This window comes from Methylobacterium sp. AC315 (assembly GCF_979253755.1).
In genome coordinates this window covers 368519-385244 of sequence record NZ_CEEDEA010000005.1, presented here as the reverse complement: position 1 = coordinate 385244, position 16726 = coordinate 368519, and the positions used below count along the sequence as shown (strand labels likewise).

The following is a 16726-nucleotide window of genomic DNA, read 5'->3' as shown; positions in this document are numbered from 1 at the left end:
CCCCGCGGGTGTCGAAAGCGCTCACAACCCGCCCCCCGCCACCGGATGTAGCGCCACGTAGGTCAGCCGCGCCGGCGAGTACCCCGTGGCCCGGTGCAGGTCGTCGAAGGCATGCGCGCGGGCGATCAGCCGGCCGGCCTTGCGCACCAGCGGATCGTTGGCCGGCTGCTCGAACGGGCGGCCGTTGCGGGTCCAGCGGATCGGCTCGGAGCCGGGGTCCGGGCTGGTGATCATCGCGATGGTCGGGTGCGCGGGGCCGCCATGAGCGTGGATCCGGTGGCCGGCGGCGTCGTCGTCGAACAACAGCCGGGTCAGGCCGCGGGATTGCGCCTCCACGACCCGGCGTCCCTGGGCGACGTGGTCGTCGAAGAACGCCACCGTGACGGCGGGATCGATGCCGGACCAGTCCACCGTGGACCAGTCGGCGGTGCTGTAGCGTGCCTGCGGATCGCGGTACTGCAGCCCGGACAGGTTCGGGTCGTGACAGAAGATCCGGGCACCGGGCCGCGCCATGCGGATGACCCAGGTGGTGAGCCCGCGGAACACCCCGGATTCGATGACGACATCCGGCTTCAGCGCCCGCATCGTCACGTAGAGCTGGAGCGCGCCGTTGAAGCCGCTGCCGCCCCGGCGCTGCCGGACGGGGGCGGTGGGGATCAGGGACCAGAACTCCCGGACCCAGTCCAGGAGATCGCCGTCCGACGCGAGGCCGGCGGCGGAAAAATCCCGCTCGAGGATCGCGGCGGCCGATTCGAGCAGGATCGTCACCTCGCGCGGCGAGGTCGGGCGGTGGCTCCAGTCGGGAGCGGCCGGGACGAGGTCGTAGCCGAGGCGGTCGAACAGCGGCGCCAGCACCTTGCGGCGCAGCCGTTCGAGCATCACGGGCGGGCGGCCCTGCATCACGCGGCCTCCGCGTCCTGGGCGGCGCCGAACCGGACCCGGTGGCCTGCCTCGATCACCCGCATCGCGCCGGCCTCGTCGGGGCCGAGCCGGTAGGGTTCCGCCCAGCGGGTCGGGTCGTTCTGGTCGCCGGTGATCGCGGCGAAGTCGAGCGGGCGGTCGAGGCTCGGGTCGGGCACGGCGGCGAGCAGCGCCCGGGTGTAGGGATGGACCGGGCGGCGGAACAGGGCGGCGCGGGGCGCCTCCTCGACGATCCGGCCCCGGCACATCACGCTGATCGTATCCGCCATGTAGTCGATCACTGCCAGGTTGTGGGAGACGATCAGGTAGGACAGCCCGAGGGCCGCTTGCAAATCCTTGAGCAGGTTCAGGATCTGCGCCTGCACCGAGACGTCCAGCGCCGAGACCGGCTCGTCCAGCACCAGAAGGCTCGGCCGCGGCGCCAGGGCGCGGGCGATGCCGATCCGCTGGCGCTGCCCGCCCGAGAAGGCGTGCGGGTAGCGGCCCAGGCCGCTGGCCTCCAGGCCGACCATCGCCATCAGCTCCCGGCAGCGCGCGCGCCGCTCGGCGGCGGGCACGCCGTGGATCTCCATGGGCTCGGACAGGATCTGCCGCACGGTCATGCGCGGATCGAGCGATGCGTAGGGATCCTGGAACACGAACTGGACCGTGCGCCGGTAGGCGAACAGCGCGTCGCCGGACAGGGCATGGACGTCCCGCGGACCACCCCCGTCATCGAACAGGATCTTGCCGGAATCGGGCGGCAGTGCCCGCATGATCATCTTCGAGACCGTGGTCTTGCCGGACCCGGATTCACCGACCAGCCCCAGGGTCTCGCCGGCCGCGAGGCTCAGCGACACGTCGGAGACGGCGCGGACGATCCGGGGCTTCTGCCACAGGCGTCCGGCCCGCAGGGTAAAGCTCTTGCTGACGCCCTCGACCCGCAGCAGCGGACCGGCGGGCTTCACCGGCGTCCGCACCGGCGGGATCTCGGCGCGTGCCGGGCGAATCGGGGTCAGGCGCTCGCCCGGCGCCATGTCGAACCGCGGCACGGCTTGGAGCAGCGCGCGAAGGTAGGCGTGACCGGGGTTGCGCATCACGGTCTCGCGCGGGCCGGCCTCGACCAGGCGGCCGCGGTACAGCACGGCGACGTCGTGTGCGATGTTGGCGACCACCCCGAGATCGTGGGTGATCAGCAGGATCGCCATGCCGGTCTCGTCCTGGAGCCGGGCGAGCAGGGCGAGGATCTGCGCCTGAGTGGTGACGTCGAGCGCCGTGGTCGGCTCGTCGGCGACCAGGAGGGCGGGCTTGAGGATCAGCGCCATGGCGATCATGGCGCGCTGGCGGAGGCCGCCGGACAGCTCGAACGGGTAGGTCCTCAAGGCGCGCTTCGGGTCCGGAAAGCCGACCCGGGCCAGGGCTTCCTGCGTGCGCACATCGGCCTCCCGGCGGTCCGCGCCGGTGTGGATGCGCAGGGCTTCGCCGATCTGGTCGCCGATCGTGTGGAGCGGCGACAGGCAGGTCATCGGCTCCTGGAAGATCATGGCGATCCGCTGCCCGCGGATCGCCCGCATCGCCGAGCCCTCGGTGTCCAGCCGGGCGATGTCGATCTCCGCCGGCCCGTCGCGGAACAGGATCTGTCCGCCGGCGATCGCGGCCGATCTCGGCAGGATGCCCATGATCGCCTGGGCGGTCACCGACTTGCCGGAGCCGGATTCGCCGACCAGCGCCAGGGTGCGCCCGCGCATCACGTCGAGCGACAGGCCGTGCAGCGCCGCGAACGGTCCCGTCTCCGTGCGGAAGGTGACCGCGAGGTCGCGGATGGACAACAGCGGGCTCAACCTGTCCTCGCAGCGGGTGAGACCGGAAGATTAGATGCCGCAGCGCCGGTTTCCACCATGGCACCGGAAAATAGGCTTTGGGGATCGAGACATGTCACGGCCGGATGGTCGCGGAGGACCGCGAGCAGGTCGGCCACGAAGGCCCAGATCGCTGCGTCGTGGACGCGGTGGTGGGTAAGCAGGCCGACCGGGCGGGACGGATCGCGGGCGATGCCGGCCGCGAGGTCGTGCAGCAGCGTGACGGGGTCGCGCACCGAGCGGGTGCCGCGCCAATCGATGGGGTCGAGGGTGGCGTCGGCCCGGACGAGCCCCGGGATCGCCGGTCCGGGCACCGCCGACAGCCCGCGATAGCCGAGTCCCGGCAGGGCGGCGGCCAGGTCCGGGGCGAACCGGTTCCAGGGCGGCACGAAGACCGGCAGCAGCTGCGCCTCGGCCAGGCGCGCGCGGGCTATCCGCAACCCGGCCGCGGCATCCGCCACGAGCGCGTCGAGCGGACGGTGCGGGCCGAACTCGGCGGCCTTCTCACCCGGCGGGGCGTGATCGTGGTGGGCCAGTCCGTGCACGGCGACGCTCACGGACTTTGCCACGGCGAGCCGTTCTCCGAGGGACGGCTCGATGCCACTCGGGATCGCGGCGAGCAGGAGCGGCACGCCGTGCGCTTCAGCGAGGGCGATCAGCCGGTCCAGGGCAGGGGACGCCGCCACGGCATCGTCGTCCCGCCACCAGAACCGCACACCCCGGCCGCCTGCCGCGGCTTCGTCGAGGGCGTTTCGGAGGGCGACGAAGCCCAACCGGGCGCTCTCCCTCCCCCCATTGCGGGCTACGACGTTCAAACCTCGGCTCTCAAAGGGCGCGACGAAACCCTCCTCCCGTGCAGGAGGGGGGACCGGCGCCTGACCGAGCACCTCCGGCCGCCCGTGGAGCCTGAACAAATCTTCGACGATCGCGACCGTCCGCGCCGTCCCGCCGAGATCGATCCCGTGCGGCCCCGGCGGCGTGGCTCGGCGCTGAGCATCCATCGCGCGCAGCAGCGATTCCGCGGTCAACTCGGATTCCGGCAGGACCCGGCCCAGCCCGCGCCCTGCGAGGCATTCCGCGCGCAGCCGCTGCTCGGTCTCGCCGCCGGCCTCGAACGGCACCAGCACCGCCGGGGTCGCGGTCGCCAGGAGGTCGAGGGCGGTGTTGTAGCCGCACTGGCTCACCGACAGGGCCGACCCGGCGAGCAGGCTCCGGTAATCGGGCCGGGCGCGCCCGATCGTGCCCTCGGGCAAGCCATGGGCGATCGCGGCGAGTTCGGGGTCCGGCACGCCGTGCCCCGCCAGGATCCGCCAGCCGAGCGACGGGCGCATCCGGGCCGCGTCCGCGGCGGCTCGTAGGAGCCCGAGACCCGCCGGCCCGGACCCGGCCGCCACCAGCACGCCCGCGCGGGTCGCCGCCGGCACGGCCGGGGACCCCTCGTCCACGTAGCCGGTGTAGCGGATCTTGCCCGCGGTTCCGGCATCGAGCGGCCAGGAGGCGTCGAGCGGCACGAGCGCCGGGTCGCCGTGGACCAGCACGGCATCGTAGAGCCGCGCGACCCTGTCATGCGCCTCGCCGATGCGCTCCGGCTTCGCGGAGGCGACCAGGATGTCGCGCAGGGAGGCCAGCACCAGCGGGCGCAGCCGACGCACCTGCGCCGCCTCCACCAGCGCCAGGAACTCGGCGGCCAAGGCCCGACGGCCGAACGGGAACAGCTCGGTGATGACGGCGTCGGGGGCGAAATCCACCAGCGCGTCCAGCATCAGGGCGCGGCGGCGCGCGAACAGGGCTGGATCGGCCGGGCTGCCGTCCGGTCCCAGGGGCCGGGCGAAGTCGGTGCCGGCGACGCGGAGCGGCGGCAGCTGCACCAGGCGGACATCGCTGAGCCGCACCATCGGCGCCGGGACGCCGCCCGAGACCAGCAGGGCGTCGTGGCCAGAGGCCACGAAGGCGCGCCCCAGCGCGGCGGCGCGGGTGAGATGCCCGGCGCCGAGGAGATGCGTGACCGCGATCAGGACCCGCACGCGGCCATATCCGGTTCGCGGACCTTCACCGGCGCGGCGAGGCCCGCGGAGGTGCACAGGGCCTCCGCGATCAGGTCGATGGCGGCGTCTTCGGAGAAGTCCTGAACCAGCCGCACCCGGGCGGCGGCGCCGAGCCGGAGCCGCAGGGCCGGGTCGGCGGAAAGCCGCGCCAGGGCCGCCGACAGCGCCGCCGGGTCGCCCGGGGGGACCAGGACGGCGTGGCTGCCGTCGGTCAGAAATTCCGGCGTGCCCGCGAAGGCGGTGGCCAGGATCGGCAGCGCCTGGCTCGCGGCCTCCATCAGCACGTTCGGCAGCCCGTCCCGGTCGCCGCCGGGGGCGGGCTTGGTCGGCAGCACGAACAGGTCGGCCGCGCGCATCGCCGCGATCACGGCGGGCTGCGCCTGGGCGCCCCGGAAGGCGACTCTGTCCGGGAGCCCGAGCGCGCGGATCCGGGCTTCGAGCGCGCCACGCAGGTCGCCGCCGCCGATCAGGTCGAGGTGCCAGTGCAGGCCCGGGGGCAGGGCCGCCAGCGCGTCGATCAGGTCGTCGTGGCCCTTCTTGGCGACCAGCCGGCCGACGCTGAGCAGCCGCAGGGGTGCCGCCGGGTCGGTCCCGTCGCGGGGCTCCCGCGCCGGCGGCGGGGCGGGAAAGCGCGATAGGTCGAGGCCGTGATAGGCCAGCCGCGTCCGGCCCGGCGCCAGCGCGTCGAGGCGGCCGAGCCCGTCGCGGGTGCAGGTCACCCCCCAGGCCGCGTCGGAGAGTTTTTCGGTGAGGTCCCAGGCCGGCGTGGTCCAGATGTCCTTGGCGTGGGCGGAGAAGCTCCAGCGCCGCCCGGTCAGCAGCGCGGCGTAACGGGCGACGCTCGCCGGCGTGTGCAGGAAGTGCACGTGGATGTGGCCGACCTCTGCCGGCAGCTCCCGCGCGAGAACCAGCGCCTGCCCGAGCCGGCGCAGGCGCGAGGCCGATGGGTCGCGGACAAGGTCCCGGGCGAACAGGGCGAGCAGGGCCGGGAGGCGCCGCCGCGTCAGGGCCGAGCCGAGACCGCGCAACACCCGCAGGGGCGCGTCGCGCAGATATTCGGGCAGGTAGGTGGCCGGCGCCCGGATTGCCGCGTGCATCGGGTGGCGGGCCCGGTCGGTGGGCCGGCGCAGGGACCAGATCTCCAGGGACAGGCCACGCCGCTCCAGTGCCAGCAGCTCCTGGGCGATAAAGGTCTCGGAGAGCCGCGGGTAGCCCTTGAGCACCACCGCGATGCGCGTCTCGGTCACGAATAGGCCCGCGCGCGGGTCCGCAGCGCGCCCGGCGCGGCCAGGGCCCGGACCCGGCGCGCGACCGCGTCGAGCCCGTCGAGCAGGCCCGGGACCAGCACCCGCGACGGCTCGCTCTGGTCCGGCAGGGCGCGCAACGCGGCGGCCATCCGCTTGGGGGCGCGGCCGTCGGCCTCCAGCAGGACCCGGGCGAGGCCGAGCTGCTCGGCCGCCAGCGCGCGGATCGCCTGCTCCCGGCGAGGCTCGGTCCGGGGCACCAGGATCGCCCGCAGGTCGAAGGACAGGATCTCGCAGAAGGTGTTGTAGCCGCCCATCGCGACGACCCCGGCGGCCTTGCGCATCAGGAACTCGATCTGGCTGTCGAAGGTGATCGCCGCGATCCGGCCCCCGAGCCGGTCGATACGGGCCGTGAAGCCGCCCCGGGTCGAATCGTCGAGGAACGGACCGAACGCGATCAGCGAGGGCAGGGGGATGCCGGGATCGGCCTCGTAGGCCGCGATCACCCAGTCGATCAGCGCCGCGCCGTCGCCGCCGCCGCCGGGCGTGACCAGCACGAACGGCGCGCGGGCGACGGCCGGCTCCTCGCGGCCGGCCTGCATCGCAGGGACCTCCCGGCGGAGATAGCCGGTATAGATCAGCCGTTCGGCGATCCGCGCGGCCATCTCGGGGTCCATCGGCAGGGCCGCCAGGGGCTCGTGGATCCGGCTGAGGCCGTAGACCCAGATCTCGTCGTAGAACCGGGCCATGATTTCGGCAGCGCCCTTGCGCTCCCATTCGGGCACGAGGCGGTCGGCGTCGTCGAGCACGTCGCGCAGGCCGAGCACCAGGCGCGTGCCCCGGCCCGCGGCGCGCTCCAGCACCGGCATCAGTTCGCCGTGGAAGCCCGCGGGTTCCTTGTCCACCAGGATCAGGTCCGGCTCGAAGCTCGCGTCGGTCCGGCCGATGATCGCGGTGCGCTGCGCCACGGTGCTGGCGAGCGGCGTGGTGCCGTCGAGGCTCGCGTATCCGCCGTCGGAGAACTTCGTCACCGGGGGCAGCCGCACGGTGTAGACGCCGGGCGCGAACGCGTAGCAATCCACCACCGGGGAGCCCGAGATGATCATGGCCCGCGCACCGGGGCTGCTGGCCACGATGGCGTTGGCGATCGCCCGCGAGCGCCGCAGGTGGCCGAGCCCGAACGTGTCGTGGCTGTAGATCAGGATCCGGGGGGCGGGGGAGGCCTCGTCCGCTCGCATCGTCATCGCCGCCCCCGTTGACGGCGCGAATGTCGCAGCCGCGCTCGTCTCGCACAAGCCGCCGCGTTCGGCAAACCCCGCCGTTAACGGCGCCGGAACCGCCGTCGCCTAGAAGTGGCTCCCAGTCCTTGAAGCAACGCGCTCGCTTACGCCGAACCGGTCTCTACGTCGGCGGCTCGCGCTCCAGCACCCTGCCGAAGGCCGCCATGTCCGCGCCCATCCCGATCGAAGCGCCGGCGTCGCGGTTCGCGGCGCTCCGGGCCGATCTCAAGGACCTCGTCGGCAGCGACGCGCGGCTCCTCGCCTTCGCCCGGCGGGCCGCCCGGGTGCTGGTGCCGCTGACGCTCCTCATCGTCGCGGTCGTGTTCGGCACCGGCCCGGAGCCGCGCCGCAACTGGTACGGCGACATGCTGGGCAACGATTTCAGCCAGATCTGGGTGGCCGGCCGGTCGGCGCTCGAGGGGCGGGGCGGCGAGCCCTACGATCTCCCGGTCCATCTCGAGAACCTCAAGGCCGCGTTCGGGCCGGATTGCCGGTTCGCTTGGCACTACCCGCCGGTGTTCCTGATTCCCGCCGCCGCCTTCGCGACGCTGGAGCCGCAGCCGGCGTTCTGGCTCTGGACCGCCCTGTCGCTGGCGGTCTTCGCCGGGGCGATGCGGTTCGCCGCCGGCCGGCGCGACGCCGCCTGGATCGCGCTCGCCCATCCGCTGGTGTTCTGCAACCTCACCTACGGACAGAACGGCCTGTTCACGGCCTCGCTCATGACCGTCGGGGCCGTGCTGGTCGACCGCCGCCCCTGGCTCGCGGGCCTGTGCTTCGGCCTGCTGGCCTACAAGCCGCACTTCGCCGCCCTGGCGCCGCTGCTGCTGCTGATCACCGGCCGCGGCACCTGCCTGGCTGCCTGCCTGGGCACGGTACTGGCCCTGTGCCTGGCCGCTTTGGCCCTGTTCGGCACCGCGCCCTGGATCGGTTTCCTGGGGACCCTGTCGGAAACCAACCGCATCATTCTCCAGCAGGCGGCGGCCGGGCTCGAACTCAACGCCAGCGCGTTCGGGGCCGTCCGGCTGCTGGGCGGCCCGATCGCCGCCGCCTGGGCCCTGCAGGCGCTCGTCGCCACCCTGGCGCTCGCCCTCGCGATCCGCGCCTGGACGCTGCCGGCCGCCGCCGACCTCCGGGCCGCCGCCCTGCTCGCCGCCGCGCCGCTGCTCTCGCCCTACCTGCCGGTCTACGACCTCGTCCCGCTGGTCCCGGCGACGCTGCTGCTGGTGCTGGCCGCGCACCGCGCCGGCGGCCTGCGCCGCCACGAGCGCGCGCTCCTGCTGGCGACACCGCTGTTCGCGCTCCTGCGCGAATGCGCCGGGCTGACGGGATTCCCGCTCGGGCTCGCGCTGGGCCTTGCGACCCTGGCCTGCATCGCCGAACGGATCCGCCCGTGGGGATACCCAGGCGGACGGGGACGTGCCCTGGCCTGAGCGGACCGCCGCCAGCACTCGCGCCGTGACCCCGCGCTTGACAGCGACGCGACGTCGTGGCCGGAAGTCTTGCGTTACAGAAACAAAGTCGAACGAAGCCCAAAATTTATCGAAGTCAAAATTTCGACGGATCCGAGTTTATTTCAGCTCATCGATTCTCGGATCGGACTATTGATCTCGCGCTGAGCTCATAGGGCGAATCGCTATGTTCTCAGCCTTCTTTCGATCCGTAGCCAGTTCTTACCACTCCCACGCGGGGGCGGCGAAATCCGCCACGCCGACCAGCTCGGATCGATACGCCAGGGCGACAGCCACGCGTGCGTCCACCGCGGGGAACGCGGGCCAGACATCCGCCTCACAGGTCGCCGTCGACGCCCGGAAATTCCTGGATGCCGGCTATCTGAAACTTGGCAAGGTCGCCGATGCCGGCACCTCGGACCAGGATTGGCACGGCGCGATCCGCATCCAGGTTCTCGACCGCCGGGCCCTCTACGCCATCGCCACCGATCACGGCGGCCTATTCTCCGCCACGGAGGCGAAGGCGGCCAAAGACGAGGTAACGTCGATCGAGGCGCGTGCGTCCAAGGCTGCCAATCCCCGCGGTACCGATCAAATGGCTGCCGCCAGGGCGACGGTCACCGTCCTGGACGGAGCCGGCCCGGAGGAGATGGCCTCCCTCGACTGGGCGCAGAAGCGCGCTGCGGCGCAGGTCCGGTATCAGGGCCTCGCGACGGCGCTGCACACGGGCCGCGCGGCGTCAGGCGTCGAGACCGGCAATCGCGTGGTCGATCACTTCGTCAAAGCCTGGGGCGAGTTCGAGAAGGCGAAGGCCTACGCACACGACGGCGCATCGGTCCATGTCGAGGGCATGCCGTCCTGGTCGAAGGGCATCTCGCTCTGGACAAGCCTCCACGCGCCGCAGGCGAAGGCTTTGGGTCGGTTGTAGCGGGGGAACAACCGGCGAGACGGGTCGACCGTGCGGTTCTCATCGATGGGCCGGTCCAACGGAGAGAGATTCCGACCCTCTCCCGCAACCCTATAGGTTCGAGATTCTTACGGACGACGCGGCGCTCCCCGCAAGGTCCGTCCGGGGGCGAGCCGGGAGGGCACGTCCCCCGACGGTTCGGGGTCGATGCCGGAACGCGACGTAGCCGCTCTCCCATACGGGCTCCGGGACATACAGGTCGGACGAGGCATCTCCCGAGGATCGATACCTGATACGGAATAACCCAGACCGTCATTCCAGGGCGCCGCAGGCGAGCCCGGAATCCAGAAACATCTTTTGTGCAAGGACTTGGCGCGTCGACGGTTCTGAGTCCCGGGCTTCGTTTGGCGGCTTCGGGATGACGTGCCCGTCGAGCCGGCGCCGACCCAGATCCGACGCAGTCCGATCCGGAAAACGTCACCCCTCATGCGGACGGGGCATCCGGAAGGGCAGCATCAGCCGCACCAGCGGGTTGCGGAAGCGGTCGAGGGAGAGGCTCTCGTGCACCGCCCGCACGGGCTCGCCGCCGAGCGTGGAGGCCAGCAGGGAGCGGGAATAGAACGGCGTGTCCTCGAAGGTGGTGAGCACCCGGGACCGGCCGTCGTCGCTGCGGGTGTCCCGGGGCATCCGCCAGAACCCGGTGGCCGGAAGCGCCGCGGCGAGCGGCGGGCGGATCTCGCGGCGGCTGCCGTCATGGTCGAAGCGCAGCGACAGGTTCTGGCCGCCGCCGCCGCGGTGGCGCACGTCGTACAGGATCGCCGCCCCGTCCGGCAGGTCGGCCCGGCACCAGGTCCAGCGGGTGAAGGCCGATTCCAGGGGCTCGTCGCCATCGTTGGTGTCGAAATAGCCGCTGCCGGTCCAGCGCAGGCCTGGCCGGTCGAAGGCGACCTCGACCCGCGAGGACGGTGCCATCGGCCACCAGCGGTGGCGCCCGCCCGGATCGAGGTGGAACGGCCCGGGGGTGAAGCCCCGCGGCTCCAGGCGCACCGTGCCGCGGATGCGGTGGGGCAGGGGAGCGCCGCGTTCGTCGATCCGGACCGTCAGGGCGGTGCCGTCCCATTCCATCGCGCTGGGGCCGATGGCGATGTGGTGGCGGCTGCGCGACAGGCTCCCGGCGCCGCGCTCGGTCATGGCGAAGCGGCTGCGGTCGCCGTACAGCACCACGTTCATGGCGCAATGCGCGAACGGGTTCTTGTCGGCACTCCAGGCGTAGTAGGGCGAGAACACGCTGCCGATGAACGCGATGATCGTCAGCCCCTGGCGGCCGTCGTCGCTCACCGCATCGACGTACCACCACGCGTAGCCGTTTTGCGTGACCGGGCCGTCGAATCGCGGTCCTGCAGGATCGCCGCCGCCGCCAGCCGGCCCGATTGCGCCGCCATCGGCACGCCCGGGCCGGGATGGATCGTGCCCCCCGCGAGGTACAGGCCCGGCAACGCCGTCCGGGCGCCCGCCCGCTTGAAGGTCGAGGCCCAGCCCTGCGGCGCCCGGCCGTAGAGCGCCCCCGCGCTCCCGGGAAACCGGCTCTCGAACCCGGCCGGGCTCGTCACCACCGGGGGCAGGGTGTCCGCGAAGGTCAGCCCGCAGGCCTCCAGCCGGCGGTTCAGATTCGTCTCGCATCGGGCGATCTCCGAGGGCGTCAGCGGGCGCTCGCGGCCGTCCGCCGGAGCGTTGACGAGCATCAGCAGGCGTTCCGGCCCGGCGGGCGCGGCGCCCGCCTCGGTCCGGTCCTGCGCGCAGATGTAGATGGTCGGTTCGTCGGGCAGGCGGCGCTGCCGCAGGATCGTGTCGAACTCGGCCCGGTAGTCGTCCGAGAAGAACACGTTGTGGTGGGCCAGCGGAAATCCCCGCGGGACCGCGGCCCGGCACAGGGTGACGGCGGAGAGCGAGCGCTCGGCCGGCGCCAGCCGCTCGCCCATCGGCGCGGCTTCCAGGCCGAACAGCCCGGCGCCGAGCGCCGCCGCGTCGGCGTTGCAGACGATGGTGTCCGCCGGGATCCGCTCGCCGTCGGACATGACCACGCCGGAGACCCGGCCCCCCTCGGTGAGGATCCGGTCCACATGCGCCCCGAATCGGAACGTGGCGCCGCGCTGCGTGGCGAGGTCCGCCACCGCCCCGGCGAGCGCGCTCATGCCGCCGGCCACGGTCCAGACCCCCGCCTGCTCGACATGCGCCACCAGCATCAGGGTCGCGGGCGCGGTGAACGGCGAGGCACCGCAATAGGTGGCGTAGCGCCCGAACAGCTGCAGCATCCGCGGATCGCGGAAGAACGTCCCCAGCGCCGACCACAGCGTCGCGAACGGCTGGATCCGCCAGAGGTCGCCGAGACCCGAGATCCCGACCCTCTGCGCCAGGCCGGTCGGGCTGGTCCGGCCCTCGCGGATGAACGGCCCCTCCAGGGTCCGGTAGACCTCGGCCGAGCGGGCACAGAACCGGCGGTAGCCGTCGGCCTCCCGGGGGCCGGCGAACTCGGCGATCGCCGCCGCCGAGGCGTCCGGATCGGCGAACAGGTCTAGACGCGCGGTTCGCGACCAGGCGTGCCGAGCGAGGAGATGCGCGGGCGTTAACTGCGCGTAGTCCGCGAAGTCTGCGCCGGCTTCGGCGAACAGTTCTTCGAAGATCCACCGCATCGTGAACACGGTCGGACCGGTTTCCACGAAGAGTGGGCCCACTGGAACGTTGGCCATCTTGCCGCCGGGCCGTGCGGCGCGCTCAACCACCGTTACCGATAGGCCGGCATGCGCCAACCGTAAGGCGGCGGCCAGACCGCCGATCCCGGCCCCGATCACGACGACGCGTTCCTGCGCCACGTTCACCCTCGCACTTACGCCACCGATTGGGATTGATCTCGGGTCATCGCAGTGTCAATAAGAAATGACACTTGTCGCTGACAACCGATCATAACACGGGAGGCGCGCCATGGAGTCGGGCCGGCGGATCGAACAGGCGCTGGATCGCGCCGTGGCTTATGCCGAGGCGCCGGGTGCGCCACCCCTGTTGGCCGAGGCGTTGCGCTACGCCGTCTTTCCCGGTGGACACCGTATCCGGCCCCGCCTGTGCCTGTCGGTGGCCCGTGCCTGCGGCGACGACGATCCGTCCGCCTCGGAGGCCGCCGCGGCGGCGATCGAGCTGCTGCACTGCGCCTCGCTGGTCCACGACGACCTGCCCTGCTTCGACGACGCCCCCCTGCGCCGGCAGAAAGCCACCGTCCACATCGCCTTCGGCGAGCCTGTCGCTGTGCTGGCCGGCGATGCCCTGATCGTGCTCGCCTTCGAGACCCTGGCCCGGGCCGCCGGTCCCTATCCGGTGCGGCTCGCCCGCCTCGTCGGCCTCCTCGGGCGCGCCGCCGGCTCTCCCAGCGGCATCGCGGCCGGTCAGGCCTGGGAATCCGAAGCGCATATCAGCCTGAGCGACTACCAGCAGGCCAAGACCGGTGCCCTGTTCGCCGCCGCCACCGTGCTGGGCGCCGCCGCCGCGGGAGCCGATCCGGAACCCTGGCGGCGCCTCGGCGAATGCCTGGGCGAGGCCTACCAGGTCGCCGACGACCTGCGCGACGTCGCCTGCCGCCAGGAGGAGATCGGCAAGCCCGCCGGCCGCGACGCCACCCTCGGCCGTCCCAACGCCGCCGCCCTGCTGGGGACCGACGGCGCCTTGGACCGCCTGTCCCGGCTCACCCGGGAAGCGGTGGCGGCGATCCCGGCCTGCCCGGGCGTGGCCAAACTCACCGCCGAGATCGAGGCGCAGGCGCGGCTGTTCTTGCCCGCGAGCCTGCGCGCGGTGGCGGCCTGACCGCCGGCTCGGTCCCGCGCCCCGGCGCAGCCTTGGCGGCTGCGCCCACGCTCCGAGACCGCTGGCTCGGCATGCGCAACCGCTTGGTGGCGAGCCCACGCTTCCAACGCTGGGCAGCGGGCTTCCCGCTGACCCGGGGCATCGCCCGGAAGAACACACGGGCGCTGTTCGATCTCTGCGCCGGCTTCGTCTACGCCCAGGTGCTGACGGCCTGCGTCCGCCTCGACCTGTTCCGGATCCTGGCCGAGGGACCGCTGGCCCTCGACGTGCTGGCGCTCCGCCTCGATCTCCCGGTCGAGAACGCGCGCCGCCTGCTGCGCGCCGCCGTCTCCCTCGACCTCGTCCGGGCGCTCCCCGACGAGCGCTTCGGCCTCGCCGATCTCGGCGCCGCCCTGACCGGTAATCCCGGTATCGCCGCGATGATCGAGCACCACGCGCTGCTCTACGCCGACCTCGCGGATCCGGTAGCGCTCCTGCGTGGGACGGCGGAGCCGACGAAGCTTGCGCGCTATTGGCCCTACGCCGCCGGCAAGGCCGCCGACGCCGACGCGGTGGCGCCCTATGGCGGTCTGATGGGCTCCTCGCAGGCGCTGATCGCCGACGACGTGCTCGATGCCTGCGATCTGTCCGGGAGCCGGCACCTGATGGATGTCGGCGGCGGCGAGGGCGCTTTCCTGCAGGCCGTCGCGACCCGGCACCCCGGCCTGGCCCTGACCCTGTTCGACCTTCCGGCGGTGTCCGGCCGCGCCTACGATCGGCTCGCGCAGGCGGGCCTGGCCGAGCGGATCGCCTGCCGCGGCGGTAGCTTCCACGACGGCCTACCGTTGGGTGCCGACACGATCTCCCTGGTGCGGATCGTCCACGATCACGACGATGGCCCGGCCCTGGCGCTCCTCGCCGCGGCGCATGCGGCGCTTCCCCCCGGCGGGACCCTGATCCTGGCCGAGCCCATGGCCGGCACGCCCGGCGCCGAACCGGTAGGCGACGCGTATTTCGGCTTCTACCTCCTCGCCATGGGCTCGGGGCGGCCGCGCCGGGCCGAGGAACTCCGGGCGATGCTACGCACGGCTGGTTTCACGAGCTCACGGGAACTTCGGACGCGCCGTCCGCTGCTCACCCGCTTGATCGTCGGGCAGAAAGACGCGCGTTAAAGTAAGAATGACTTGACGCAGCAATGTGTCTATCTAGGATGACACATCGCGGTTCCGCATAAGCGAGAGTCGCACAAACAGCGGGCGGAATATTCCAGTTATGGACGCTCTCGCCGTGATCCTCGAACGTCCGGAGCGCTTGGCGGTCTCTCGCCTGCCCTTGACACCCGCCGGAGCGGCGGACGCGATCATCGCGGTTAGCTGGAGCGGCATCAGCACCGGTACCGAGCGCCTCCTGTGGTCGGGCCGCATGCCGCCGTTCCCCGGCATGGGCTACCCGCTGGTTCCGGGCTACGAGTCTGTCGGTACGGTGGTCGAAGCCGCCGCCGACGCGCCAGTCCGGGTCGGCCAAACCGTCTTCGTTCCGGGTGCCCGCTGCTTCGGCGCCGTCCGCGGCCTGTTCGGTGGCGCCGCCTCCCATCTCGTGGCCCCCGCCTCTCGTCTCGTGACGGTGGATCCGGCTTTGGGTGACCGGGCCTGCCTGATCGCGCTCGCCGCTACGGCCTACCGGGCGCTCGGCGGCCTCGTCGCCGGAGCCACACCGCTGATCGTCGGGCACGGCGTGCTCGGGCGGCTGCTGGCTCGCCTCACCGTCGCCGCCGGCGCGGAGCCGACCGTCTGGGAGATGGACCCGACGCGGCGGGACGGTGCCGCCGGCTACGCGATTTTGGCGCCGGACGAGGATGCCCGGCGCGACTACGCTGTGATCACCGATGTCAGCGGCGACGCATCCGGCCTCGACGGGCTGATCGCCCGCCTCGCCCCCGGCGGCGAGATCGTGCTTGCCGGATTCTACGAGGCGCCGCTGTCCTTCGCGTTCCCGCCCGCTTTCATGCGGGAAGCACGGATCCGGATCTCGGCGGAGTTCCGCGCCGACGATCTCGCCTCGGTGACGGCGCTGATCGAGAGCGGCCGACTGTCCCTCGATGGGCTGATCACCCACCGCGCCCCGGCGGCCAAAGCCCAGGACGCCTACCGCACCGCCTTCGCCGATCCCGCCTGCCTCAAGATGATTCTCGACTGGAGGGACGCCGCGTGAACGTTCAGCTCAACAAGGCCGCCCTCGACCAGGCCACCCAACTCCGCGCCGAGGCGGCGATCGAGCCGGATGCGGTCTCCACCGCGCCGGTGAAGAAAGAGACGCAGATCATCGCGATCTACGGCAAGGGCGGGATTGGCAAGTCGTTCACCCTGGCCAACCTCAGCTACATGATGGCCCAGCAGGGCAAGAAGGTCCTGCTGATCGGCTGCGACCCGAAGAGCGACACTACCTCCCTGCTGTTCGGCGGCAAGGCCTGCCCGACCATCATCGAGACCTCGACGCGTAAGAAGCTGGCCGGCGAGCCGGTCGCTATCGGCGATGTCTGCTTCAAGCGCGACGGCGTCTACGCCATGGAACTCGGCGGCCCCGAGGTCGGGCGCGGCTGCGGTGGCCGGGGCATCATCCACGGCTTCGAACTGCTGGAGAAGCTCGGGTTCCACGAATGGGGCTTCGACTTCGTCCTGCTCGACTTCCTGGGCGACGTCGTCTGTGGCGGCTTCGGCCTGCCGATCGCCCGGGACATGTGCCAGAAGGTGATCGTCGTCGGCTCGAACGATCTGCAATCGCTCTACGTCGCCAACAACGTCTGCTCGGCCGTTGAGTATTTCCGCAAGCTCGGCGGCAATGTCGGCGTCGGCGGTCTGGTGATCAACAAGGACGACGGCACCGGCGAGGCCCAAGCCTTCGCGGACGCCGCTGGCATCCCGGTCCTGGCCTCGATCCCGGCCGACGACGACATCCGCCGCAAGAGCGCGAATTACGAGATCATCGGCCGGCCGGAAAGCCGCTGGGGCAGCCTGTTCTCGGACCTGGCCGCCAACGTCGCGACGGCGGCGCCGCACCGGCCGACTCCGCTCACGCAGGATGGGCTGCTTGGCCTGTTCTCGAGCGACGTGACCGGCCGCGACGTGGTCCTGGTCCCGGCGACCCATGAGGACATGTGCGGCGTCGCCCACGTGACCAAGCCGTCCCTCGAAGTCGTCTACGACGAGGTCTAGGGC

General features: G+C 72.1%; 13 protein-coding genes. 6 read left to right on the top strand and 7 right to left on the bottom strand.

All coding sequences use genetic code 11. The features are described from left to right. Nucleotides 1-21: 21 nt before the first annotated feature. The 5 genes from AC0IY0_RS12070 to AC0IY0_RS12050 are packed head-to-tail and all read right to left on the bottom strand — an operon-like array spanning nucleotide 22 to nucleotide 7286. Nucleotides 22-900, bottom strand: a complete 879-nt coding sequence (locus AC0IY0_RS12070) for a hypothetical protein (protein WP_147938494.1) — start codon at nucleotides 898-900, stop codon at nucleotides 22-24. Next, complete coding sequence (locus AC0IY0_RS12065) at nucleotides 900-2741, bottom strand: ABC transporter ATP-binding protein (RefSeq protein WP_471763880.1); 1842 nt, start codon at nucleotides 2739-2741, stop codon at nucleotides 900-902. Before AC0IY0_RS12065 ends, AC0IY0_RS12070 begins: the two co-directional genes overlap by 1 nt. After that, nucleotides 2738-4783, bottom strand: coding sequence for a glycosyltransferase (locus tag AC0IY0_RS12060; protein ID WP_471763879.1), 2046 nt, complete (start codon nucleotides 4781-4783; stop codon nucleotides 2738-2740). Before AC0IY0_RS12060 ends, AC0IY0_RS12065 begins: the two co-directional genes overlap by 4 nt. After that, the gene (locus tag AC0IY0_RS12055) at nucleotides 4771-6051 is read right to left on the bottom strand and encodes a glycosyltransferase (RefSeq protein WP_471763878.1); all 1281 of its coding nucleotides are present in this window, start codon (nucleotides 6049-6051) and stop codon (nucleotides 4771-4773) included. The genes AC0IY0_RS12060 and AC0IY0_RS12055 overlap by 13 nt, the downstream gene beginning before the upstream one ends. Then, the gene (locus AC0IY0_RS12050; protein WP_471763896.1) at nucleotides 6048-7286 is read right to left on the bottom strand and encodes a glycosyltransferase family protein; all 1239 of its coding nucleotides are present in this window, start codon (nucleotides 7284-7286) and stop codon (nucleotides 6048-6050) included. The genes AC0IY0_RS12055 and AC0IY0_RS12050 overlap by 4 nt, the downstream gene beginning before the upstream one ends. A gap of 206 nt (nucleotides 7287-7492) precedes the next feature. Here AC0IY0_RS12050 and AC0IY0_RS12045 point away from each other — a divergent pair, with 206 nt between their 5' ends. Together AC0IY0_RS12045 and AC0IY0_RS12040 are read left to right on the top strand one after the other, a co-directional pair. Beyond that, complete coding sequence (locus tag AC0IY0_RS12045; RefSeq protein ID WP_471763877.1) at nucleotides 7493-8758, top strand: glycosyltransferase family 87 protein; 1266 nt, start codon at nucleotides 7493-7495, stop codon at nucleotides 8756-8758. Between the two features lie 205 nt (nucleotides 8759-8963). Continuing rightward, the gene (locus tag AC0IY0_RS12040) at nucleotides 8964-9704 is read left to right on the top strand and encodes a hypothetical protein (protein WP_147938499.1); all 741 of its coding nucleotides are present in this window, start codon (nucleotides 8964-8966) and stop codon (nucleotides 9702-9704) included. Between the two features lie 456 nt (nucleotides 9705-10160). On the opposite strand, the gene AC0IY0_RS12035 is transcribed toward AC0IY0_RS12040, so the two are convergent. Both AC0IY0_RS12035 and crtD read right to left on the bottom strand, forming a co-directional pair. Then, nucleotides 10161-11021: a carotenoid 1,2-hydratase gene (locus tag AC0IY0_RS12035; RefSeq protein WP_147906675.1), complete on the bottom strand. Its 861-nt coding sequence runs from the start codon at nucleotides 11019-11021 to the stop codon at nucleotides 10161-10163. Beyond that, nucleotides 11018-12553: a 1-hydroxycarotenoid 3,4-desaturase CrtD gene (gene crtD / locus AC0IY0_RS12030; protein ID WP_471763876.1), complete on the bottom strand. Its 1536-nt coding sequence runs from the start codon at nucleotides 12551-12553 to the stop codon at nucleotides 11018-11020. Before crtD ends, AC0IY0_RS12035 begins: the two co-directional genes overlap by 4 nt. A gap of 109 nt (nucleotides 12554-12662) precedes the next feature. On the opposite strand from crtD, the gene AC0IY0_RS12025 reads away from it, so the two are divergent. The 4 genes from AC0IY0_RS12025 to AC0IY0_RS12010 all read left to right on the top strand — a co-directional run bounded on the left by AC0IY0_RS12025 (nucleotide 12663) and on the right by AC0IY0_RS12010 (nucleotide 16723). After that, nucleotides 12663-13532, top strand: a complete 870-nt coding sequence (locus AC0IY0_RS12025) for a polyprenyl synthetase family protein (protein WP_471763875.1) — start codon at nucleotides 12663-12665, stop codon at nucleotides 13530-13532. Nucleotides 13533-13603: 71 nt separating this feature from the next. Next, nucleotides 13604-14683 carry a methyltransferase gene (locus tag AC0IY0_RS12020; protein ID WP_147938501.1) on the top strand — a complete coding sequence of 360 codons (1080 nt, stop codon included), beginning with the start codon at nucleotides 13604-13606 and terminating at the stop codon, nucleotides 14681-14683. Nucleotides 14684-14783: 100 nt separating this feature from the next. Next, nucleotides 14784-15722, top strand: coding sequence for a chlorophyll synthesis pathway protein BchC (gene bchC, locus AC0IY0_RS12015; protein WP_471763874.1), 939 nt, complete (start codon nucleotides 14784-14786; stop codon nucleotides 15720-15722). Then, nucleotides 15719-16723 (top strand): chlorophyllide a reductase iron protein subunit X, encoded by a 1005-nt coding sequence (locus tag AC0IY0_RS12010; RefSeq protein WP_419830515.1) that lies wholly within the window; start codon nucleotides 15719-15721, stop codon nucleotides 16721-16723. Before bchC ends, AC0IY0_RS12010 begins: the two co-directional genes overlap by 4 nt. The last annotated feature ends 3 nt before the right edge of the window (nucleotides 16724-16726 follow it).

Excerpts from the sequence above, each read along its gene's own strand:
- AC0IY0_RS12070 (WP_147938494.1), bottom strand. The coding sequence starts at position 900 with ATGCAGGGCCGCCCGCCCGTGATGCTCGAACGGCTGCGCCGCAAGGTG.
- AC0IY0_RS12050 (WP_471763896.1), bottom strand. The coding sequence starts at position 7,286 with ATGCGAGCGGACGAGGCCTCCCCCGCCCCCCGGATCCTGATCTACAGC.
- AC0IY0_RS12045 (WP_471763877.1), top strand. The coding sequence starts at position 7,493 with ATGTCCGCGCCCATCCCGATCGAAGCGCCGGCGTCGCGGTTCGCGGCG.
- AC0IY0_RS12040 (WP_147938499.1), top strand. The coding sequence starts at position 8,964 with ATGTTCTCAGCCTTCTTTCGATCCGTAGCCAGTTCTTACCACTCCCAC.
- AC0IY0_RS12025 (WP_471763875.1), top strand. The coding sequence starts at position 12,663 with ATGGAGTCGGGCCGGCGGATCGAACAGGCGCTGGATCGCGCCGTGGCT.
- AC0IY0_RS12020 (WP_147938501.1), top strand. The coding sequence starts at position 13,604 with ATGCGCAACCGCTTGGTGGCGAGCCCACGCTTCCAACGCTGGGCAGCG.
- bchC (WP_471763874.1), top strand. The coding sequence starts at position 14,784 with ATGGACGCTCTCGCCGTGATCCTCGAACGTCCGGAGCGCTTGGCGGTC.